The 22,936-nt window shown below is 59.6% G+C and carries 22 protein-coding genes; all 22 read left to right on the forward strand.

Annotated features, from left to right (window positions below):
- Nucleotides 1-374 precede the first annotated feature (374 nt).
- Nucleotides 375-740 (forward strand): NADH-quinone oxidoreductase subunit A, encoded by a 366-nt coding sequence (locus ASF70_RS12365; RefSeq protein ID WP_062453237.1) that lies wholly within the window; start codon nt 375-377, stop codon nt 738-740.
- A complete protein-coding gene (locus ASF70_RS12370) occupies nt 731-1,312 on the forward strand; it encodes an NADH-quinone oxidoreductase subunit B (protein ID WP_062453236.1) in 582 nt (193 codons plus the stop codon). Before ASF70_RS12365 ends, ASF70_RS12370 begins: the two co-directional genes overlap by 10 nt.
- Before the next feature lie 18 nt (nt 1,313-1,330).
- Nucleotides 1,331-1,933 carry an NADH-quinone oxidoreductase subunit C gene (locus ASF70_RS12375; RefSeq protein WP_062580253.1) on the forward strand — a complete coding sequence of 201 codons (603 nt, stop codon included), beginning with the start codon at nt 1,331-1,333 and terminating at the stop codon, nt 1,931-1,933.
- A gap of 234 nt (nt 1,934-2,167) precedes the next feature.
- On the forward strand, nt 2,168-3,358 hold the full coding sequence (locus tag ASF70_RS12380) for an NADH-quinone oxidoreductase subunit D (protein ID WP_062580001.1): 1,191 nt from the start codon (nt 2,168-2,170) through the stop codon (nt 3,356-3,358).
- 2 nt (nt 3,359-3,360) lie between these two features.
- Nucleotides 3,361-3,606: a hypothetical protein gene (locus ASF70_RS12385; RefSeq protein ID WP_062580255.1), complete on the forward strand. Its 246-nt coding sequence runs from the start codon at nt 3,361-3,363 to the stop codon at nt 3,604-3,606.
- A 15-nt stretch (nt 3,607-3,621) separates the two neighbouring features.
- On the forward strand, nt 3,622-4,554 hold the full coding sequence (gene nuoE / locus ASF70_RS12390) for an NADH-quinone oxidoreductase subunit NuoE (protein WP_082471875.1): 933 nt from the start codon (nt 3,622-3,624) through the stop codon (nt 4,552-4,554).
- Between the two features lie 91 nt (nt 4,555-4,645).
- Nucleotides 4,646-5,950, forward strand: a complete 1,305-nt coding sequence (gene nuoF, locus ASF70_RS12395; protein ID WP_062453233.1) for an NADH-quinone oxidoreductase subunit NuoF — start codon at nt 4,646-4,648, stop codon at nt 5,948-5,950.
- Between the two features lie 15 nt (nt 5,951-5,965).
- A complete protein-coding gene (locus ASF70_RS23975; RefSeq protein WP_156461816.1) occupies nt 5,966-6,127 on the forward strand; it encodes a hypothetical protein in 162 nt (53 codons plus the stop codon).
- A gap of 56 nt (nt 6,128-6,183) precedes the next feature.
- Nucleotides 6,184-8,265 carry an NADH-quinone oxidoreductase subunit NuoG gene (nuoG, locus tag ASF70_RS12400; RefSeq protein ID WP_062580003.1) on the forward strand — a complete coding sequence of 694 codons (2,082 nt, stop codon included), beginning with the start codon at nt 6,184-6,186 and terminating at the stop codon, nt 8,263-8,265.
- Between the two features lie 7 nt (nt 8,266-8,272).
- Nucleotides 8,273-9,316: an NADH-quinone oxidoreductase subunit NuoH gene (gene nuoH / locus ASF70_RS12405; RefSeq protein ID WP_062454722.1), complete on the forward strand. Its 1,044-nt coding sequence runs from the start codon at nt 8,273-8,275 to the stop codon at nt 9,314-9,316.
- 39 nt (nt 9,317-9,355) lie between these two features.
- The gene (gene nuoI / locus ASF70_RS12410; RefSeq protein WP_062580005.1) at nt 9,356-9,844 is read left to right on the forward strand and encodes an NADH-quinone oxidoreductase subunit NuoI; all 489 of its coding nucleotides are present in this window, start codon (nt 9,356-9,358) and stop codon (nt 9,842-9,844) included.
- Between the two features lie 139 nt (nt 9,845-9,983).
- Nucleotides 9,984-10,598, forward strand: coding sequence for an NADH-quinone oxidoreductase subunit J (locus tag ASF70_RS12415; protein ID WP_062453230.1), 615 nt, complete (start codon nt 9,984-9,986; stop codon nt 10,596-10,598).
- 27 nt (nt 10,599-10,625) lie between these two features.
- The gene (nuoK, locus tag ASF70_RS12420; protein ID WP_062453229.1) at nt 10,626-10,934 is read left to right on the forward strand and encodes an NADH-quinone oxidoreductase subunit NuoK; all 309 of its coding nucleotides are present in this window, start codon (nt 10,626-10,628) and stop codon (nt 10,932-10,934) included.
- 7 nt (nt 10,935-10,941) lie between these two features.
- Complete coding sequence (gene nuoL, locus ASF70_RS12425) at nt 10,942-12,942, forward strand: NADH-quinone oxidoreductase subunit L (protein WP_062580007.1); 2,001 nt, start codon at nt 10,942-10,944, stop codon at nt 12,940-12,942.
- Complete coding sequence (locus tag ASF70_RS12430) at nt 12,942-14,453, forward strand: NADH-quinone oxidoreductase subunit M (RefSeq protein WP_062580009.1); 1,512 nt, start codon at nt 12,942-12,944, stop codon at nt 14,451-14,453. The genes nuoL and ASF70_RS12430 overlap by 1 nt, the downstream gene beginning before the upstream one ends.
- Nucleotides 14,454-14,471: 18 nt before the next feature.
- Nucleotides 14,472-15,914, forward strand: coding sequence for an NADH-quinone oxidoreductase subunit NuoN (gene nuoN / locus ASF70_RS12435; protein WP_062580011.1), 1,443 nt, complete (start codon nt 14,472-14,474; stop codon nt 15,912-15,914).
- A gap of 2 nt (nt 15,915-15,916) precedes the next feature.
- Complete coding sequence (locus ASF70_RS12440) at nt 15,917-16,687, forward strand: biotin--[acetyl-CoA-carboxylase] ligase (protein ID WP_062580013.1); 771 nt, start codon at nt 15,917-15,919, stop codon at nt 16,685-16,687.
- Between the two features lie 8 nt (nt 16,688-16,695).
- On the forward strand, nt 16,696-18,363 hold the full coding sequence (locus ASF70_RS12445) for a ribonuclease J (RefSeq protein WP_062580016.1): 1,668 nt from the start codon (nt 16,696-16,698) through the stop codon (nt 18,361-18,363).
- A 218-nt stretch (nt 18,364-18,581) separates the two neighbouring features.
- Complete coding sequence (locus ASF70_RS12450; protein ID WP_062580018.1) at nt 18,582-18,851, forward strand: DUF1467 family protein; 270 nt, start codon at nt 18,582-18,584, stop codon at nt 18,849-18,851.
- A 531-nt stretch (nt 18,852-19,382) separates the two neighbouring features.
- Nucleotides 19,383-20,705, forward strand: a complete 1,323-nt coding sequence (gene proS / locus ASF70_RS12455) for a proline--tRNA ligase (RefSeq protein WP_062580021.1) — start codon at nt 19,383-19,385, stop codon at nt 20,703-20,705.
- Between the two features lie 109 nt (nt 20,706-20,814).
- On the forward strand, nt 20,815-22,122 hold the full coding sequence (locus ASF70_RS12460) for a lipoprotein-releasing ABC transporter permease subunit (RefSeq protein WP_062453221.1): 1,308 nt from the start codon (nt 20,815-20,817) through the stop codon (nt 22,120-22,122).
- Nucleotides 22,123-22,128: 6 nt separating this feature from the next.
- On the forward strand, nt 22,129-22,818 hold the full coding sequence (locus ASF70_RS12465) for an ABC transporter ATP-binding protein (RefSeq protein ID WP_062453220.1): 690 nt from the start codon (nt 22,129-22,131) through the stop codon (nt 22,816-22,818).
- Nucleotides 22,819-22,936: the final 118 nt, after the last annotated feature.

Raw genomic sequence — 22,936 nt, forward strand, 5'->3', positions numbered from 1 at the left:
TACTTTCTTTCCTCCAATCTGATCAAGCGTCTCTATCCTCACGGGGGATGGGGAATGATCGGGTCGTCGAACCCACCTGTCGCGCTGAGAGTTGCAACGTCCGTCCGCCGCGCCTCTCGAATCGCTATTCCTGAATGAAACTCCATCGTTAGAAGACCGTCGGCAGACCCTTGGCCGGGAACATGTCGGGTACTGATTTGTTGGCGAACGAACTGGTGTTTTCCAGTGGAGTATTATTGGTAGGTGAGGGGGACTCAAAGGGCTTGCGCCTTTCCTCACGCTGCGCTAGTCACGCCTTGTTGCAATGCACGTACGCTTGTCGAATTCATGTTCGAGCGTCGCCCGGCGCTAAAGGCAAGCAGGGATCGAATATCATGAGTGAACTCCTCACTTCCTACGTCCCGATCGCGATCTTCATCGGTATATCCTTGGTGATCGGCCTGGCGCTTCTCATCGCGCCTTTCGCCGTTGCCTACAAGGCGCCTGATTCGGAAAAGCTTTCCGCCTACGAATGCGGCTTCAATGCCTTCGATGATGCCCGCATGAAGTTCGACATCCGCTTCTATCTCGTGTCGATTCTGTTCATCATTTTTGACCTCGAAGTTGCCTTCCTGTTCCCTTGGGCTGTGTCCTTCGGTGAAATCGGCTGGTTCGGCTTCTGGTCCATGATGGTGTTCCTGGGTGTCCTCACGATCGGCTTTATCTACGAATGGAAAAAAGGAGCGCTGGAATGGGAGTAGTCGATAGCGGCACAACTCTCGTCGCGCCGAAGTCCAAGGGTATTATCGACCCGAATACCGGCAAGCCGATTGGCAGCGACGACGCGTTCTTTGGCGAGATCAACAATGAGCTCGCCGACAAGGGCTTTCTTGTCACGTCGACCGACGAACTGATCAACTGGGCCCGTACCGGCTCGCTGATGTGGATGACGTTCGGTCTGGCCTGCTGCGCCGTCGAAATGATGCAGCTTTCCATGCCGCGTTATGACGTCGAGCGTTTCGGCTTTGCGCCACGCGCTTCGCCGCGCCAGTCGGACGTGATGATCGTGGCGGGAACGCTGACCAACAAGATGGCGCCTGCGCTTCGCAAGGTCTATGACCAGATGCCGGAGCCACGTTACGTCATCTCGATGGGATCATGTGCAAACGGCGGTGGGTATTATCACTATTCCTACTCCGTCGTTCGCGGTTGCGACCGCATCGTGCCGATCGACATCTACGTGCCGGGCTGTCCCCCCACGGCAGAGGCGCTGCTTTACGGCGTGCTCCTGCTGCAGAAGAAGATCCGGCGCACCGGAACGATCGAGCGTTGAGGGCTTGAGGAGGATATGATGACCGAGACCCTGAGCGAGCTTTCGACCTACATTCGCGAATCGCGCTCGACGCTGGTCGAAGACGCGGTGATGTCCTATGGCGAACTGAACCTGATCGCCACCAGCGACAACATCATCGAGCTTCTGACCTTCCTCCGCGATGATCCGAAATGCCGTTTCATCAGCTTCATCGATATCTGCGGCGTCGATTATCCGGCCCGTGCGAAGCGTTTTGATGTGGTCTATCACCTGCTGTCGCCGCACCGGAACCTGCGTATCCGGATCAAGGTTGCAACGGGCGAGGACGAACCGGTGCCTTCAGCATTCTCGGTCTATCCGGGCGCCGACTGGTTCGAACGCGAGGCCTGGGATCTCTACGGTATCCTCTTTACCGGTCACCCGGATCTTCGCCGGATTCTGACCGATTACGGTTTCGAGGGGCATCCGCTCCGCAAGGACTTCCCGACGACCGGCTTCGTCGAGGTTCGCTACGACGACAGCGTCAAGCGCGTCGTCTACGAACCGGTCGAGCTTCGGCAGGAATTCCGCAACTTCGATTTCCTTTCACCTTGGGAAGGGACGGATTACGTTCTTCCCGGTGACGAGAAGGCGAAGACCTGACGCGGTTGATTTGGTAATTGCCGGGTTGGGTGGACTTGGTTGAGGGAGCGGGCAGGCGGGTCGATTAGACGTGGTAATGTGATATCGGTCGAAGATATCAGGAGAGGACAGCAACATGGTTGCACTCCCTGAAAGATCGGTTCCTACTGGGTCGGCGTTCGTCTGAATTGATTGACATGACGATGAAGCAGAATTTCGGGCGGTTGCCCATTTTCCAAAGCGCGGAGCGCTGAAATGACGGAACACAACGTCCGGAACTTCAATATCAACTTCGGTCCGCAGCATCCGGCTGCCCACGGCGTTCTGCGTCTGGTGCTGGAACTGGATGGCGAAATCGTCGAGCGTGTCGATCCGCATATCGGCCTCCTGCATCGCGGCACCGAAAAGCTGATCGAGACCAAGACCTATCTGCAGGCCTTGCCCTATTTCGACCGGCTCGATTACGTCGCGCCGATGAACCAGGAGCATGCCTATTCGCTCGCGGTCGAAAAGCTGCTCGGCCTCGAGATCCCGATCCGCGGTCAGCTGATCCGCGTTCTCTATTCGGAAATCGGCCGTATCCTCTCGCATCTTCTGAACGTGACCACTCAGGCCATGGACGTCGGCGCACTGACGCCGCCGCTCTGGGGCTTCGAAGAACGCGAAAAGCTGATGGTGTTCTATGAGCGCGCCTGCGGCGCCCGCATGCATGCGGCATACTTCCGTCCGGGCGGCGTCCATCAGGACCTGCCGGTGGACCTGGTCGAAGACATCGGCCAGTGGTGCGACGAATTCCCGGCAAAGCTCGACGATATCGACGACCTTCTGACCGGCAACCGTATTTTCAAGCAGCGCAACGTCGATATCGGCGTTGTGAGCCTCGACGACGCATGGGCCTGGGGCTTCTCCGGCGTCATGGTCCGCGGTTCGGGCGCGGCATGGGATCTGCGCAAGTCGCAGCCTTACGAATGCTACGCCGACCTCGACTTCGATATTCCGATCGGCAAGAACGGCGATTGCTACGACCGCTACCTGATCCGCATGATCGAGATGCGCGAATCGTGCAAGATCATGAAGCAGTGCGTCAATCGTCTGCTCAGCGACGCAAAGACCGGCCCGGTGTCTTCGACCGACGGCAAGGTCGTGCCGCCGAAGCGTGGCGAGATGAAGCGTTCGATGGAAGCGCTGATCCACCACTTCAAGCTCTACACCGAAGGCTACCACGTTCCGGCCGGCGAAGTTTACGCGGCCGTCGAAGCGCCCAAGGGCGAGTTCGGCGTGTTCCTGGTCGCCGACGGCACCAACAAGCCCTACCGCTGCAAGATCCGCGCTCCGGGTTATGCACATCTCCAGGCGATGGACTTCATCTGTCGCGGACACCAGCTGGCGGACGTGTCCGCGGTGCTCGGTTCTCTGGACATCGTGTTCGGTGAGGTTGACCGCTGATGATGCTTCGCGCCGTCGCAGCCGCTGCTCTCGTGCTCTCTGCTCCTGCGGTCTCGCAGGCGCAGGAGGCGCTGTCGAGTGTCAGCGGCGGTTCGGCGTCGATGGCTACGCTCCTGTCCGATGGCTACGAGATCAAGACATCCGTACTCAACGGCACGAAGCTGATCGTGTTCATGCAGAAAGACAAGACGGCCTATGCCTGCGAATTCGTGACCCTCACGAGATCGCGGTGCGGGGTCATAAACTGATAAGGCGTTGAAAGCATGTCCGTTCGTCGACTAGCCGAAGAACAGTTCCAGCCGGCAAACTTCTCCTTCAACGAGGAGAATGCGGTTTGGGCAGAGGCAACGATCAGGAAATACCCGGAAGGCCGGCAGCAGTCGGCCGTCATTCCGTTGTTGATGCGTGCGCAGGAGCAGGATGGCTGGGTCACCCGTTCCGCCATCGAGCATATCGCCGCCAAGCTCGACATGGCCTATATTCGCGTTCTCGAAGTCGCGACCTTCTATACCCAGTTCCAGCTGAAGCCGATCGGGACCCGTGCGCATATCCAGGTCTGCGGCACGACGCCTTGCATGCTTCGCGGCTCTGAAGATCTGATCAAGGTCTGTCAGAAGAAGATCCATCACGATCCGCTGCATCTCAATGCTTCCGGCACGCTGTCATGGGAAGAAGTCGAGTGTCAGGGCGCCTGCGTCAACGCGCCGATGGTGATCATCTTCAAGGATGCCTACGAGGACCTGACACCCGAGCGTCTTGAAGAAATCATCGACACGTTCGAGGCAGGCAAGGGCTCAGAGGTCAAGACCGGTCCGCAGATCGACCGTCATGAGTCGGCACCGATCGGTGCTCCGATCACGCTGGTCGACGATATCAAGCCGGTCCGCACCAATCTCGAGCCGCAGCCACAGGCTGTGACCGAAGGCGCATCCGTGCCGCCAGCAAATGCCGGTCGTCCGAAGGATACGGCGCCTGAGACCGACAAGTCGCTGAAGACGCCGGTCACGGCACCGAAGGCTGCTGCCGAGAACGTCAAGGTTGCTGAAAAGGGCGAAGGTTCGCCGACGACAACCGAGACGGCGCCAGCAGCGACCGGGAGCAAGGCCGAAGGCGCTCCGGCAGAGCTCGGCGTTCCCTCGGGCGAGACGAAGCCGAAGCGTAGCCGCAAGCCGAAGCCTGAAGGGGAAAGCTCCTGATGATGGGCGCGGCAAAGTTTCGGTCCGTCACGACGGGCATGCTGATGATGACATCCGATGTGATAAAGTCGGTCGAGTAGGTAGATAGATCATGTTGCAAGACCAGGATCGCATTTTCACCAATATCTACGGTCTCAAGGACAAGTCCTTGAAGGGCGCGATGAGCCGTGGCCACTGGGATGGTACGAAGATCATCATCGAAAAGGGCCGCGACTGGATCATCAACGAGATGAAGGCTTCCGGTCTTCGCGGTCGTGGTGGCGCAGGCTTCCCGACCGGTCTCAAGTGGTCCTTCATGCCGAAGGAATCGGATGGTCGCCCGCACTATCTCGTCGTCAACGCCGACGAATCGGAGCCTGGCACCTGCAAGGACCGTGAAATCATGCGCAACGATCCGCATACGCTGATCGAAGGCTGCGTGATCGCCGGTTTCGCCATGAACGCGCATACCGCCTACATCTATGTCCGCGGCGAATACATGCGCGAGCGTGAAGACCTCCAGGCGGCGATCGATGAATGCTATGCTGCCGGTCTTCTCGGCGTGAACAACAAGAACGGCTGGGATTTCGACATCTACGTCCATCACGGCGCCGGTGCCTATATCTGCGGCGAAGAGACGGCGCTCCTCGAAAGCCTCGAAGGCAAGAAGGGCCAGCCGCGCCTGAAGCCTCCGTTCCCGGCCAATATGGGTCTCTACGGCTGCCCAACGACCGTCAACAACGTCGAATCCATCGCCGTCGCGCCGACCATTCTGCGCCGTGGAGCCACATGGTTCTCGTCGATCGGCCGTCCGAACAATGTCGGCACCAAGCTGTTCATGGTGTCTGGCCACGTTAACAAGCCCTGCACCTTCGAAGAAGCGATGGGTCTGTCGTTCCGCGAAATCATCGAGCATCACTGTGGCGGTATCCGCGGCGGTTGGGATAACCTTCTCGGCGTCATTCCCGGCGGCGCGTCCTGCCCGATCGTTCGCGGCGAAGACATGGCCGACGCGATCATGGACTTCGACGGCATGCGCGACGTGAAATCGTCGTTCGGCACGGGCGGCATGATCGTCATGGACAAGTCGACCGACGTCATCAAGGCAATCTGGCGCATCGCAGCCTTCTTCAAGCACGAGAGCTGCGGCCAGTGCACGCCGTGCCGCGAAGGCACGGGCTGGATGATGCGCGTTCTCGAGCGCATGGTGCGCGGCAACGCGCAGAAGCGCGAAATCGACATGCTCTTCCAGGTATCAAAGCAGATCGAAGGCCACACGATCTGTGCGCTCGGCGACGCGGCCGCTTGGCCGGTCCAGGGCCTGATCCGTAATTTCCGCCCCGAAATCGAGGCGCGTATCGACCAGTACACGAAGGACTCGACCTCACACGGCGCAGTTCTGGAAGCAGCGGAGTAACCGGACGGCATCTGCTTGAAGGTTGAAAAGAATTCGAAGGACAAAGGTGTTGGCGGGCTTGCCGCGATCGCCGCTTGGTCCGAAACAGATATTGCCCGGTTCGAAGACGACTTGGGTTTCGATGGGCGCATTTCGCGGGGCGACTGGGTCGGCCAGGCGAGGGCGCTGTTGAAGTAAGGAATGTGTCCCTCGGCGAGACGGCTGATGGATGAACTGAGGACGTAGTTAAGACGATGACGAAGCTGAAGGTAGACGGCAAGGAAATCGAAGTCCCGGATCATTTCACGCTGCTTCAGGCGTGTGAGGAAGCCGGCGCCGAAATCCCGCGCTTTTGTTTCCACGAGCGTCTGTCCGTGGCAGGCAACTGTCGCATGTGCCTGATCGAGGTAAAGGGTGGCCCGCCAAAGCCGGCGGCATCCTGCGCGATGGGCGTGCGCGATATTCGCGGCGGTCCGAATGGCGAACTGCCGGAAGTCTTCACCAACACGCCGATGGTCAAGAAGGCCCGCGAAGGCGTGATGGAATTCCTGCTGATCAACCATCCGCTGGATTGCCCTATCTGCGACCAGGGTGGCGAATGCGACCTGCAGGACCAGGCGATGGCCTTCGGCATCGATAGCTCGCGCTACACCGAAAACAAGCGTGCCGTCGAAGACAAGTATATCGGCCCGCTCGTCAAGACCGTGATGAACCGCTGCATTCACTGCACGCGCTGCGTCCGCTTCACGACCGAAGTCGGCGGCATTTCCGAGCTTGGCCTGATCGGCCGCGGCGAAGACGCCGAAATCACGACCTACCTTGAGCATGCGATGACCTCGGAGCTTCAGGGCAACGTCGTCGATCTCTGCCCCGTCGGTGCGCTCACCTCCAAGCCGTTCGCCTTCACGGCCCGTCCTTGGGAACTGAACAAGACCGAATCGATCGACGTCATGGATGCCGTCGGCTCCGCAATCCGCGTCGACACTCGCGGCCGCGAAGTGATGCGCATCATGCCGCGCGTCAACGAGCAGGTGAACGAAGAGTGGATCTCGGACAAGACCCGCTTCATCTGGGACGGCCTGAAGACCCAGCGCCTCGATCGTCCTTACGTCCGCAAGGATGGCCGTCTGCAGGCTGCAAGCTGGGCTGAAGCCTTCGCAGCGATCAAGACCGCTGTTTCCGCGACATCAGGGGACAAGATCGGCGCAATTGCCGGCGATCTGGCTTCGGTCGAGGAAATGTACGCGCTGAAGTCGCTGATGAACTCGCTCGGTTCGGAAAACCTCGATTGTCGCCAGGACGGGACGGCGCTCGATCCGTCGCTTGGTCGCGGCAGCTACATCTTCAACCCGACCATCGAAGGCATCGAACAGGCCGGTGGCTTGCTCCTGATCGGCGCCAACCCGCGCTATGAAGCTTCGGTTCTAAACGCCCGCATTCGCAAGCGTTTCCGTCGCGGCAACTTCCCGATCGGCGTGATCGGCGAAGTAAGCGAACTCCGCTACGCCTATGATTATCTCGGCGCCGGCCCGGACTCGCTTGCCGAGCTTTCGTCGGGCAGCAACAGCTTTGCCGAAAAGCTGCGCGGCGTGAAGAACCCGATGATCATCGTAGGGCAGGGGGCTCTCTCGCGTCCGGATGGTCTCGCGATTCTCCAGGCAGCGGCAAAGCTTGCCGGTTCCGTTGGCGCGCTGACCGACGAGTGGAACGGTTTCGGCGTCCTGCACACCGCAGCATCGCGCGTAGGTGGCCTCGATCTCGGCTTCGTGCCGGGTGCCAAGGGTGCCAATGCCGCAACCATGCTGAAGTCGATGGACGTTCTCTTCCTGCTTGGCGCCGACGAGATGGAGTTCTCGACGAAATACGCCAAGTTCACCGTCTATATCGGCAGCCACGGCGATAACGGCGCGCATACCGCCGACGTCATCCTGCCGGCCGCAACCTACACGGAAAAGTCCGGAACCTGGGTCAACACCGAAGGCCGCGTCCAGATGGGCAACCGTGCCGGCTTCGCGCCGGGCGAAGCCCGCGAGGATTGGGCAATCATCCGCGCCCTGTCCGACGTGCTTGGCAAGAAGCTGCCGTTCGATTCGCTTTATGCTCTGCGTGCGAAGCTTTATGCGGATTACCCGCATTTTGCGGATCTCGATGAGATCGCGACCGGCTCAGTCAACGACATCGCCACCCTCGGCCTGAAATCCGGTGAGCTTTCCAAGGGCGGCTTCACGACGCCGATCAAGGATTTCTATCTGACCAACCCGATCGCCCGCGCATCTGCCGTCATGGCGGAGTGCTCGGCACTGGCCCGCAACAATTTCCAGGTTGCGGCGGAGTAATATGAACATGGATTCGTTCTTCTGGACCTACGTTTGGCCGGCACTGATCATGGTTGGGCAGTCTCTTCTGCTCCTGGTCTGCCTTCTGGTCTTCATTGCCTATATCCTTCTCGCCGACCGCAAGATCTGGGCGGCCGTTCAGCTGCGCCGTGGTCCGAACGTCGTTGGTCCGTTCGGTCTGTTCCAGTCCTTCGCCGACCTTTTGAAGTTCATCCTGAAGGAGCCGATCATTCCGGCCGGCGCCAACAAGGGCGTCTTCCTTCTGGCGCCACTGATTTCGGTGACGCTGGCACTCGCCACCTGGGCGGTCATTCCGTTCAGCCAGAACTGGGTTATCGCCAACATCAATGTCGGTATCCTCTACGTCTTCGCGATCTCGTCGCTCGAAGTCTACGGCATCATCATGGCCGGCTGGGCATCGAACTCGAAATACCCTTTCCTCGGTGCACTTCGCTCCGCGGCGCAGATGGTGTCTTATGAAGTCTCGATCGGCTTCGTCATCGTCTCGGTCCTGCTCTGCGTCGGCTCGCTCAACCTGACCGACATCGTCAATGCACAGCATGACGGTCTCGGCACGATGATGGGTCTGCCGGCTTCGTTCCTCGACTGGCACTGGCTGGCGCTGTTCCCGATGTTCGTGATCTTCTTCATCTCGGCGCTTGCAGAAACCAACCGTCCCCCGTTCGATTTGCCGGAAGCGGAATCCGAACTTGTCGCCGGTTACATGGTCGAGTATTCGTCAGCGCCATACATGATGCTGATGCTCGGCGAATATGCCGCCATCCTGATGATGTGCTCGCTGACCACTATTCTTTTCCTCGGAGGCTGGCTGCCGCCGGTAGACGTCTGGTTCCTCAACTGGGTTCCCGGCATCATCTGGTTCATGCTGAAAGGCTCCATGGTCTTCTTCATGTTCGCTATGGTGAAGGCCTTCGTACCGCGCTATCGCTACGACCAACTCATGCGTCTCGGCTGGAAGGTGTTTCTTCCTCTGTCGCTCGCCATGGTCGTGATCGTTGCATTCGTGCTGAAACTGATGGGATGGGCATGATCATGGCCCGTTCGTCACTCGGCATCATTGGAGAATAAGATGGCTATTGCCCAGGCTATCAACTCGCTGTTCCTGAAGGAATTCGTCGGCGCCTTCTTCCTGTCGATGAGGTATTTCTTCAAGCAGAAGGCGACGATCAACTACCCGTTCGAAAAGGGCCCGGTATCGCCGCGCTTCCGTGGCGAGCATGCGCTGCGCCGCTATCCGAACGGCGAAGAGCGTTGCATCGCCTGCAAGCTGTGCGAGGCGATCTGTCCCGCCCAGGCGATCACCATCGAAGCCGGCCCGCGCCGCAACGACGGCACCCGCCGCACGGTGCGTTACGATATCGACATGGTGAAGTGCATCTACTGCGGCTTCTGCCAGGAAGCCTGCCCGGTCGATGCGATCGTCGAAGGTCCGAATTTCGAATTCTCGACGGAAACACGCGAAGAACTGTATTTCGACAAGGCACGTCTTCTCGAAAACGGCGATCGTTGGGAGCGCGAAATTGCGCGCAACATCGGGATCGACTCGCCCTACCGGTAACGGGGCGAGCATGCCGTCGCTCTGATCGGGCGCCGGGCAAGCATTGGTCATTTAATCTCGGTGCGTTCGATGCGCCGGGTTCTGACGGGCAGGGGGCTTTTTGGAAGCGCCGCCCGATGAGGAACGAAAAGGCACCACGATGGGTCTGCAGGCTATCTTTTTCTACATCTTCGCGTTCATCGCGGTGGCGTCGGCGTTCATGGTCATTTCGGCCAAGAACCCGGTCCATTCGGTGCTCTTCCTCATCCTCACCTTCTTCAACTCGGCGGGCCTGTTCCTGCTGACCGGGGCCGAGTTCCTGGCGATGATCCTGCTCGTCGTCTATATCGGCGCGGTCGCGGTTCTCTTCCTGTTCGTCGTCATGATGCTCGACATCGACTTTGCCGAACTGCGCTCCGGTATTCTTCAATACGCGCCGATCGGCATCGTTATCGGGCTGATCCTTGCGGCTGAACTGATCGTCGTGATCGGCGGCTCGGTCCTGGCACCGGAGGCAGCGAAATCCATCACGATGCCGATCCCGAACCCAGCCGTGCGCACCAACACGGCCGCCCTCGGCGATGTGCTCTATACGAATTACGTCTATTTCTTCCAGCTCGCCGGCATGGTGCTTCTGGTCGCAATGATCGGCGCCATCGTGCTGACGCTGCGCCATCGCACCAACGTCAAGCGTCAGGATATTTCGAGGCAGGTCGCACGCACGCCGGAAACCGCCGTCGAGGTGGTCAAGGTCAAGTCCGGCCAGGGGCTCTGAAGGTAGCGGGAACAAGGAACAACAAACATGGAAATCGGTCTTTCCCACTATCTCACGGTCAGCGCCATCCTGTTCACGCTCGGCGTGTTCGGCATCTTCCTGAACCGCAAGAATGTCATCATCATCCTGATGTCGGTCGAGCTGATCCTGCTCGCGGTCAACCTCAACATGGTGGCCTTCTCATCCTTCCTGAACGACATCGTCGGCCAGGTCTTCGCACTGTTCATTCTGACCGTCGCTGCTGCGGAAGCCGCCATCGGTCTTGCAATTCTCGTCGTCTTCTACCGCAACCGCGGCTCGATCGCGGTCGAAGACGTCAATATGATGAAGGGCTGATCGGGTCATGATCTACAAGGCAATCGTCTTTCTTCCCCTGATCGGCTTCCTGATCGCCGGCTTGTTCGGCCGCCAGATCGGCGCCAAGGCTTCCGAATACGTTACCAGCGGTCTGATGATCATCGCGGCGATCCTGTCCTGGATCGTCTTCTTCAACGTGGCTCTTCACCACGGCGAAGCCGGCGAAGTCATCAAGGTGCCGGTAATGCAGTGGATGCAGTCGGGCGGCATCGACGTCGAATGGGCGTTCCGCATCGATACGCTGAGCGCGATCATGTTCGTCGTCGTCAACTCCGTGTCGACGCTTGTGCATATCTACTCGATCGGCTACATGCACCACGATCCGCATCGCCCGCGGTTCTTCGCCTACCTGTCGCTGTTCACCTTCGCGATGTTGATGCTGATCACGTCCGACAACCTGGCTCAGATGTTCTTCGGCTGGGAAGGCGTGGGTCTCGCGTCCTATCTGCTGATCGGCTTCTGGTACAAGAAGCCGTCCGCTTCGGCTGCCGCCATGAAGGCGTTCATCGTCAACCGCGTCGGCGACTTCGGCTTCATCCTCGGTATTGCCGGCCTGTTCGTGCTGTTCGGCTCGATCAGCTTTGAAACCATTTTTGCCGCTGCGGCCAACTACCTGCCGGCTGAAGGTGCTACGGAAGCGACGCAGGTCGTTGCCAATATCTTCGGCATGGAACTGACACGGGCGACAGCACTCACCGTCGTCTGCCTGCTTCTGTTCATGGGAGCCATGGGCAAGTCGGCGCAGTTCCTGCTGCACACCTGGTTGCCGGACGCGATGGAAGGCCCGACCCCGGTCTCGGCCCTCATTCACGCAGCAACCATGGTCACCGCCGGCGTCTTCCTCGTCGCCCGCATGTCGCCGGTGTTTGAACTGTCGCCGGATGCGCTGACGATCGTCACCATCATCGGTGCGATCACGGCCTTCTTCGCGGCAACCGTCGGCCTCGTGCAGAACGACATCAAGCGCGTCATCGCCTATTCGACCTGTTCGCAGCTCGGCTACATGTTCGTGGCACTCGGCGTCGGCGCTTATGGTGCTGCCGTATTCCACCTGTTCACGCATGCCTTCTTCAAGGCACTCCTGTTCCTCTGCGCCGGCTCGGTCATCCATGCCGTCGATGGCGAACAGGACATGCGCCACATGGGCGGCCTGCGCAGCCACATCAAGCTGACCTTCGCCATGATGCTGATCGGCACGCTTGCCATCACCGGCGTCGGCATTCCGTTCACGCCGATCGGTTTTGCAGGCTTCTTCTCGAAGGACTTCATCATCGAGGCAACCTACGCGTCCCATTCGCCGGTTGCAGGCTTTGCCTTCACTCTGCTGGTCATTGCCGCGATGTTCACGAGCTTCTATTCGTGGCGCCTGATCTTCCTCACCTTCTTCGGCAAGCCGCGTGCGAGCCATGAAGTGATGCATCACGTCCATGAGAGCCCCAACGTCATGCTGGTGCCGCTCTACATCCTGGCAGCCGGCGCAGTGCTCGCTGGTGTCGTGTTCAAGGAATTCTTCTACGGCCACGACTACGACGCCTTCTGGAAGGGCGCGCTGTTCACGTCGGAGCAGAACGAACTGCTGCACGAGTTCCACCACGTGCCGGCACTGGTGGCGCTGTCGCCATTCATCGCCATGCTGATCGGACTTGTCACCGCCTGGTACTTCTACATCAAGTCGCCAGAAACCCCGAAGCGTCTCGCCGCTTCGCAGCAGGGCCTCTACCAGTTCCTGCTGAACAAGTGGTATTTCGACGAACTCTACGACTTCCTCTTCGTCCGCTCGGCCAAGGCTCTCGGCCGCTTCCTGTGGAAGAAGGGTGACGTCGCCGTCATCGATAACTACGGCCCCAACGGCGTCGCCGCCCGCGTGGTCGATATCACCGACCGGGTGGTCAAGCTGCAGTCCGGTTACCTTTATCACTACGCGTTCGCGATGCTGATCGGCGTCGCCGCCCTCGTCACATGGATGATGCTCGGGAGCTCAATGTAATGACCGACTGGCCAATTCTCTCGACGGTCACCTTCCTGCCGCTGGTCGGCGTTCTCCTCCTCTTGCTGACAAACGGCGAGGGGGCGAACGGTCGCCGCAACGTGCTCAACATCGCGCTCCTGACGACGGTCGTCACCTTTATCGTCTCTCTGTTCATCTGGATCGGTTTCGACAATTCGAACCCGGGCTTCCAGATGGTGGAAAAGCATGAGTGGCTGAGCACGGGGATTTCCTATCATCTCGGCGTCGACGGCATTTCCATGTTGTTCGTCATCCTGACGACATTCCTGATGCCGTTCTGCGTGCTTGCCAGCTGGGAAGCGATCGAGAAGCGCGTCAAGGAATACATGATTTCCTTCCTGCTCCTGCAGGTGGCCATGACCGGCGTCTTCGTCGGCCTCGATATCGTGCTTTTCTACATCTTCTTCGAAGCGACGCTGATCCCGATGTTCATCATCATCGGCGTCTGGGGCGGCAAGGATCGCGTCTACGCATCCTACAAGCTGTTCCTCTATACGCTGCTTGGTTCGGTTCTGATGATGCTGGCCGTGATGGCCATGTACTGGCAGGCCGGCACGACCGATATGACCGAGCTTCTGAAGTTCGGCTTCCCGGCCGGCGTTCAGACCTGGCTGTGGCTTGCATGCTTTGCAGCCTTCGCGGTCAAGATGCCGATGTGGCCGGTCCACACCTGGCTTCCGGATGCGCACGTTCAGGCTCCGACCGCAGGTTCGGTCATCCTGGCCGGCGTCATGCTGAAGCTCGGCGGCTACGGCATGATCCGTATCCTCTTGCAGATGTTCCCGCTGGCATCCGAGTACTTCGCGCCGATGGTGTTCGCGCTGTCCGTCATTGCCATCATCTACACCTCACTGGTGGCGATGATGCAGGACGACATCAAGAAGCTGATCGCCTATTCGTCGGTTGCCCATATGGGCTACGTCACGATGGGCATTTTTGCGGCAAACCAGCAGGGCGTTCAGGGTGCGATCTTCCAGATGCTGTCGCATGGCATCGTCTCCGGCGCGCTCTTCCTCTGCGTCGGCGTTGTCTACGACCGCCTCCATACCCGCGAGATCTCGGCTTACGGTGGTCTCGTCAACAACATGCCGAAATATGCTGTCGCCTTCATGATCCTCACCATGGCGAATGTCGGTCTTCCGGGCACATCCGGCTTTGTCGGCGAATTCCTGACGATCATGGGCGTCTTCCGGGTCAACACCTGGGTGGCACTGTTTGCCGCCACCGGCGTCATCCTTTCCGCGTCCTATGCGCTCTGGCTTTATCGCCGGGTCATTTTCGGGGCACTGGAAAAGGAAAAGCTGAAGGCACTTCTCGACCTTTCGACGCGAGAGAAGTTCCTGCTCTACCCACTGGTCGCGCTCACGATTTTCTACGGTTTCTATCCAATGCCGGTCCTTAACGCGACCGCAGCCTCGGTGGATCTCGTGGTGAACAATTACTCCGCAGCCTTGGCCGCAGCAAAGAACCTTGCACTCAACGTGCACTGAGACGGGACGAAACTGGACATGACCGCTGAACTCTTGAGCCAAAGCCTGCGTCTGGCCCTGCCGGAAGTCATCCTGGCCGTAGGCGCGCTCGCCCTTCTGATGATTGGCGTCTTCTCCGGCGAGAAATCCGCCCCGCTGGTCACCGGTCTTGCGATCGCCCTTCTGGCGGTCGTAGGCGCCATGCTGATCTTCATGACCGGCGACGGTCAGGCGTTCGGCGGCGCCTTCGTATCGGATACGTTCGCCCGCTTCATGAAGATCCTGGCACTGATCGGATCGATCACCGCCATGGTCATGTCGATGGGACAGGCCAAGGCGCTGGAACTCGACAAGTTCGAATTCCCGGTCCTTCTGGTTCTCGCGACGCTCGGCATGATGGTGCTGATCTCGGCCAACGATCTGCTCGCCTTCTATCTCGGCCTCGAGCTGATGTCGCTGGCGCTCTATGTTGTCGCTGCCTTCAGCCGCGACAACCTCCGTTCCACGGAAGCGGGCCTCAAGTACTTCGTCCTCGGCGCCCTGTCGTCGGGCATGATGCTTTACGGCATGTCGCTGGTCTACGGCTTCACCGGCAATACCGGCTTTGACGAAATCGCTACGGTTCTGTCGTCTGAAGAGCGCGGCCTCGGCCTCATCTTCGGCATGGTCTTCATCCTCGCCGGCGCCTGCTTCAAGATCTCCGCCGTGCCGTTCCACATGTGGACGCCGGACGTTTACGAAGGTGCACCGACACCGGTGACGGCCTTCTTCGCGTCGGCGCCTAAGGTTGCGGCCATGGCAATCCTGGTTCGTGTCGTCTCGGAAGCCTTTCTGCCGATCCTTTCCGACTGGCGCCAGATCATCGTCTTCGTGGCGATCGCCTCGATGCTGCTCGGTTCCTTCGCGGCTATCGGTCAGAAGAACATCAAGCGCCTGATGGCCTATTCCTCGATCGGCCATATGGGCTACGCTCTGGTCGGCCTTTCTGCCGGCACCGAGACCGGCGTTTCCGGCGTCGTCCTCTACATGACCATCTACATGGTGATGACGCTTGGTACCTTTGCCTGCATCATGGCGATGCGCCGCGAAGACGGTACCTACGTCGAAACCGTCGAAGATCTCGCAGGTCTTTCCTCGACCAAGCCCTTCATGGCGCTGGTGCTGACGGCGCTGATGTTCTCGATGGCCGGCATTCCGCCGCTCGCAGGCTTCTTCGCCAAGTACTTCGTGTTCGTGGCGGCGATCGAGGCTAAGCTCTATGCGCTGGCAATCATCGGCGTGCTCTCTTCCGTCGTCGGCGCCTACTACTACCTGCGCATCGTCAAGCTGATGTGGTTTGATGAGCCGAAGGGTCAGTTCGCCCGTGTCTCCGGCGAACTGCGTCTGATCTTCGGCCTGTCCGGCCTGTTCGTCGTCGCCTATGTGCTGATCGGTGGACCGATCGGCTCAGCCGCCAGCGCTGCTGCGAAGTCGTTCTTCTGAGGATGACGTTGAGGAGCCGAAGCCTATCGCTCAATGCGTTTCGTCATGAAGCGCTGAACGAGGTCGGCTCCACCAACACAGAATGCCTCGCCCGCGCCCGTGCGGGCGAAGCCGGTTTGTTGTGGTTGACAGCTACCCGCCAGACAGACGGCCGTGGCCGCCGCGGCCGCGCCTGGACGTCAGAGCCGGGCAATCTCTATGCCTCACTGCTGCTGATTGATCCGGCACCTCCCGAGCGTTTAGCGTCCCTCCCGCTCGCCGTCGCCGTCGCTGTTCATGCCGCCCTGCGTGCCGTTCTACCGACTGGTGGAGAGCCGCTCGAGGTCAAATGGCCGAACGATATCCTCATCGGGCGCAAGAAAACCTGCGGCATCCTCATTGAAAGCGAAGCGCTTCCCGGCGGCCACCGGGCGCTCGTGATCGGCATCGGCATCAATATTCGCCACATGCCCGATAGCGCACCCTACGGTGTCACCCGTCTTCACGACCAAGGGTCTTCTGCGTCGCCAGAGGATGTATTCGCACATCTTTTCAGGGAGATGGCGACAGTTCTGGACGAATGGGACAAGGGTCGGGGTATTACCACTGTCGTCGACAGATGGCGCCGCGTCGCATGCGGAATTGGTGAGAAAATTACGGTAAATCTACCTGAGCGCTCGCTAAACGGCACATTCGCAGGTATCGATGACACTGGATTTCTGCTGCTTGATACCGGCCATGGCTCTTTGATGCCGATCGCAGCAGGCGATGTATTTTTTGCAAGAACGGAATAACAATAAAAATGGCTAAACAGGACGAACTGGTGTTCCTGCCGCTTGGCGGCGTGGGTGAGATCGGCATGAACCTCGCTCTCTACGGCTACGGAACGCCGGACAAGCGGCAGTGGATCATGGTCGATTGCGGCGTCACTTTTCCAGGTCCGGACCTGCCGGGCGTGGATCTTGTCCTACCCGATATCCGGTTTCTGACGGCCCAGAAGAAAAACATCAAGGCGATGATCATCACGCATGCGCATGAGGATCACTACGGCGCTATGAATGATCTGTGGCCCGGCCTGAACGTGCCGGTCTACGCCTCGCCGTTTACCGCGGGCATGCTGGAAGCAAAGCGGAATTACGAAGGCACGCGCGCGGAGATCCCGATCACCATCTTCAAGGCTGGCGATCGCATCAATGTCGGCCCGTTCGAGATCGAAGCCGTCGGCGTCAACCACTCGATCCCAGAGCCGATGTCGCTGGTCATCCGCACGCCTCTCGGCAACGTCGTCCATACCGGCGACTGGAAGATCGACCATGCGCCGTCGCTCGGGCCCCTGACCGACGAGAACCGTTTCCGCGCGATCGGCGACGAGGGTGTACTCGCACTGATGTGCGACAGCACCAATGCGTTGCGCGAAGGCGTTTCCCCCTCCGAAGAAGAAGTGTCGGAAGGCCTGCGCCAGGTCATTCAAAACGCCGCGGGCAGGGTGGCGATCACCACCTTCTCGTCGAATGTCGGCCGTATCCGCTCGATCGCCGAAGCTGCAGACGCCGCGGGCCGCGAAGTGCTGCTGCTCGGCTCGTCGCTCAAGCGCGTCGTTGCCGTTGCCCGCGACCTCGGCATCATGGAAGGCATCAAGCCCTTCATCTCCGAAGACGAGTTCGGCTATATCCCGCGCGACAAGGTCGTCGTGATCCTGACGGGCAGCCAGGGCGAATCGCGCGCAGCACTTGCCAAGATCTCCCGCGACGAGATGCGCAATGTTGCTTTCGCGGCTGGCGATACGGTCGTGTTTTCCTCGCGCACCATCCCCGGCAACGAGAAGCCGATCATCGAGATCAAGAACGCGCTGATCGAACAGGGCATCAAGATCATCACCGACTCGGATGCGCTGGTGCATGTTTCCGGCCACCCGCGCCGCAATGAACTTCTGAAGATGTACGAGTGGACCCGGCCGGAAATCCTCGTGCCTGTGCACGGCGAGGCAGCCCATCTCACCGCCCAGGCAGCGCTTGGCGCCACAGCCGGCATCAAAAACATCCCGCGCGTGCGCAACGGTAATATCCTGCGCCTTGCACCGGGCCCCGCCCAGGTGATCGACGACGCGCCGCACGGCCGTGTCTTCAAGGACGGCAAGCTGATCGGCGACTTTGAGGAAATGGGTATCGGCGACCGCCGCAAGCTCTCCTTTGCCGGTCACGTCTCGGTCAACGTGCTGCTCGACAGCCGCTTCGACTTCCTGAGCGATCCCGACGTCGTTGCCTTCGGCATGCCGGAGGTCGACTATGAGGGCGAGGACATGGAGGACACGCTTTATGACGCGGTTCTCAATGCGATCGAAAGCATCCCGCGCGCCCGCCGCAAGGATCTCGACATGCTGCGCGAAGCCGTGCGTCGCTCCGTCCGCTCCGCGGCCAACCTGGCCTGGGGCAAGAAGCCGGTCGTGACGGTGTTCGTCTCCAAAGTCTAAGGCGCCGTCGCCAAACCAAGTCTGCCCACGGCCTCCGACACCTTCTCCTCGCTGTGAGCGTCAAGAGGGTTCGGGGCCGGGCAGATGTGTTAGCATTTCAGCATGTTGGCTGCGTCTGCGGAATCAATCTCGCAGAGCTTGGCCGGACGGGAAATATCGAACCTCGTCCTTTGCGCCCGGCATCCCCTGTTCTATAGGTAGTGCGGAGGAGACACATCATGCCATTGCTGACCGTCGCTGCGATCTATTTCATTCTCTGGTGGACGGTTCTGTTCGCCGTCCTGCCGCTTGGCTATCGCAGTCAGCAGGATGATGGGGAAGTGATGATCGGGACGGTTGAAAGTGCGCCCGTTCGATTCCGCGGAGGCAGGGTCATCTTGTTGACGACCGTGATCTCGGCGGCGCTCTACCTCACCTACCATCTCGCCTCCACCTATTTTGGCTTCGGGATCGACAGCATTCCCAACTTGATGCCGACATTTGAGTAGGGCGCTGCTGGCGGACGTGTCATCCGGCTGTCATTTTCTTCAGGCATAGCAGCGACGAACTGCAGCTTTCGTTCTGGATTTCTGCAGAAGCGGCCCGGCCTGTGAGCAGGCCAAAAAAAAACAAGGCGGTTAAGCCTTGTTTTTCAGTTTCGCGTGATACTCATTCCGTTGCCGGGGCTGCGACGAGCGCGCCAGAGATCTGATCCTCCCAAGACTTGACCGCGAACTGGCAAGAATTTGAACTCCTTGCCTCTTTTGTGAGCTGAACCTAGCCCAACGAATGTGCTTTGTCACTCGATTTTTTTGCATTTTTGACACAGTTTGGCAAAAATTTCCCGTGGACGAATTTGTCGCAGGGCTTGTCATCAAACCGTTGAGCTCCAGCCCTTGCAAGAGCAATCTGCTGTTCCGCAGCGTGCGCTATGGGTTCCATTTGCGCCCTCGAACGGCTATGTACGCCGTCAAAGTTTAAACCAAGAGACGGCCGATTCCCTTGTTATCTGGGGAACGCCTCGGAAACCGGAAACGTCCATGCGTCTGTCCCGCTATTTTATGCCCATCCTGAAGGAAAACCCCAAGGAAGCGGAAATTGTCTCGCACCGGCTGATGCTGCGTGCGGGCATGATCCGTCAGCAGAGCCAGGGCATCTATTCCTGGCTGCCGCTTGGCAAGCGCGTGCTGGACAAGGTCAACAAGATCGTCCGCGAGGAACAGAACCGGGCTGGCGCTGTCGAACTGATGATGCCGACGCTGCAGTCGGCCGAGCTGTGGCAGGAAAGCGGTCGCTACGACGCCTACGGTAAGGAAATGCTGCGCATCAAGGACCGCCAGGAGCGGCCGATGCTCTACGGACCGACCAACGAGGAAATGATCACGGATATCTTCCGGTCCTACGTCAAGTCCTACAAGAGCCTGCCGCTCAACCTCTACCATATCCAGCTGAAGTTCCGCGACGAGATCCGCCCGCGTTTCGGCACCATGCGCTCGCGCGAATTCCTGATGAAGGATGCCTATTCCTTCGATCTCAACAAGGAAGACGCCGTCCATTCGTATAACAAGATGTTCGCGGCCTATCTGCGCACCTTCGATCGGCTGGGCCTGCGCGCCATTCCGATGCGTGCCGATACCGGCCCGATCGGTGGCAACCACAGTCACGAGTTCATCATCCTTGCGGAAACCGGTGAGTCGGAAGTCTTCTCGCACCGCGATTTCGTCAATTTCGACATTCCCGGCGAAGACACCGATTTCGACGATGTCGCCGGCATGCAGGCGATCTTTGACAAGTGGACATCCGTCTACGCCGCGACGTCCGAAATGCACGACGAATCGGCCTTCGATCAGATCCCGGATGCCGATCGCCTCTCGGCCCGCGGCATCGAAGTCGGCCATATCTTCTATTTCGGCACGAAATATTCCGAGCCGATGGGCGCAAAGGTGCAGGGCCCTGATGGCAAGGAACATCTTGTCCACATGGGATCCTACGGCATCGGGCCGACACGCCTTGTTCCCGCCATCATCGAAGCATCGCATGACGATAATGGAATCATCTGGCCGGCATCCGTTGCGCCGTTCGATGTCGTGGTGATCAACATGAAGCCCGGTGACGAGGCATGCGATCGTCTGTCGGAAGATCTCTATGTAAAGCTCAACAAGGCCGGCAAGGACGTGCTGCTTGACGATACCGACGAACGCGCCGGCACCAAGTTCGCGACAGCGGATCTCATCGGTGTTCCGGTACAGATAATCGTCGGTCCGCGCTCCGCCGCCAACGGCGAGGTCGAGGTCAAGGACCGCAAGTCCGCAGCCCGTGACGTCATGACGCTCGAAGCGGCGCTCAACCGCGTCGCCGGATGATCGGACACCGACGTCTCGCCGGGCCAGTCTGACGACAGGCTAGGCAGGCATATATCTGATACAGCAGCGCGGGAAGCCTCCCGCGCGCTCCATGTGTAAGGAAGCGTGAATGGCGAGCATCGCGACGAGTGGTGAACCAGAGAAGGTCGACAAGTCTCCGCGGGCTGGCGCTTTCTCGTCGTTCGAGCGAATGGTCGCCTGGCGCTACCTGCGCTCGCGCCGCAAGGAAGCCTTCATCTCGGTCATCGCGGGCTTTTCTTTCGTCGGCATCATGCTCGGCGTCGCCACCCTGATCATCGTTATGGCGGTCATGAACGGTTTCCGCACCGAACTGATTTCCCGCATTCTCGGAATCAACGGCCATATGGTGATCCAGCCGATCGACCAGCCGTTCACCGACTACGCGGAACTGACCAAGAAATTCGCTGCCGTTCCCGGCGTCAAGATGGCCCTGCCGCTTGTCGAGGGACAGACGCTGGCATCCGGCAAGGGTGGCGCCGGTTCCGGCGCTCTTGTGCGCGGCGTACGGCCGGAAGACCTTGAGAAGGTCACGGAAGTTGCTGGTAATATCAAGCAGGGCGATATCGTCGGCTTCGCGTCGGGGCAGGGCGTTCTTGTCGGCTCCAGGCTTGCCTCGCAGCTCGGCATTTCGGCCGGCGACCAGATCACGCTGATTTCGCCCGAAGGCGACGTGACACCGATGGGTGTCAATCCGCGCGTTAAATCCTATCCCGTGTCCGGCGTTTTCGAGATCGGCATGTCGGAATACGACGCGACGATCATCTACATGCCGCTTGAGGAATCGCAGCTCTATTTCAATGCCGAAGGGCTGGTGCAGTCGATCGAACTGTTCATCGATCACCCCGACAATGTCGAGGACATGCGTCCGCTGGTGGAGCAGGCTGCCGGTCGCCAGATTTTCATTACCGACTGGCGTCAGCGCAACCAGACCTTCTTCTCGGCGCTTCAGGTTGAACGCAACGTGATGTTCATGATCCTGACGCTGATCGTGCTGGTCGCGGCACTGAACATCATCTCGGGCCTGATCATGCTGGTGAAGGACAAGGGCTCCGATATCGCAATCCTGCGCACGATGGGCGCGAGTTCCGGCGCCATCATGCGGATCTTCTTCATGACGGGTGCTGCTATCGGCATCGTTGGCACGTTTGCCGGCGTCGCGCTCGGCGTTATCGTCTGCCTCAACATCGAATCGATCCGACAGTTCTTCTCCTGGGTCTCGGGCACCATCCTCTTTGATCCGGAGCTCTATTTCCTCAGCCAGCTTCCGGCCGAAATGAGTTTTGGCGAGACCTTCTCGGTCGTCATCATGGCGCTGGTCCTGTCCTTCTTCGCCACCATTTTCCCGGCATGGAGAGCCTCGAAGCTCGATCCTGTCCAGGCCCTCCGATACGAATAGGTCTCCATGGCTGTCCCGCGTAAAACCGTCCTCAATCTCTCAGGCGTCGAACGTCACTACGGCCAGGGGGAGACGAGCCTGTCGATCCTCAACGGGGCAGACTTCTCGCTCGTGAGCGGCGAGATCGTGGCGCTCGTCGCCCCGTCCGGTACCGGCAAATCGACGCTCTTGCATCTGGCAGGCCTGCTTGAACATCCGGACGCTGGCGATGTGACGATCGGCGGTCGGGCCTGCAACGGTTTGTCGGATGAAGAGCGCACCTCGATCCGTCGCTCCGACATCGGCTTCGTCTACCAGTTTCACCATCTCCTGCCGGAATTCACGGCGATCGAGAACATCATGATGCCGCAGCTGATTGGCGGCCTTTCGAAGGGAGAAGCGCGCGAACGCGCGGGCCAGCTTCTCGATTACATGCGAATCGGTCATCGCGGCGAACACCGCCCGTCGGAACTGTCTGGTGGTGAACAGCAGCGCGTGGCGATTGCCCGTGCGGTGGCCAACGCGCCCCGCCTTTTGCTGGCCGACGAACCCACCGGCAATCTCGACCCGAAGACGGCATCCTACGTGTTCGAAGCGCTGGAGGCGCTGGTGCGCCAGTCAGGGCTTGCTGCCCTGATTGCCACCCACAATCATGATCTCGCTGCCCGCATGGATCGTCGCGTCACGATCGAGGGCGGCAAAGTCGTCGAGTTCTAGCGAACGCACTGATCCCCAAAGCGTGCCCCTAATCCGATAGTGTCCATCGTCACATCCTCGAAGGGGCGTGCGATGGACACTGCTGCCATGGAATGACGTCACGTCAGCGATCCGCAGC

Source organism: Rhizobium sp. Leaf321 (assembly GCF_001423215.1).
Taxonomy (GTDB): Bacteria; Pseudomonadota; Alphaproteobacteria; order Rhizobiales; family Rhizobiaceae; genus Neorhizobium; species Neorhizobium soli.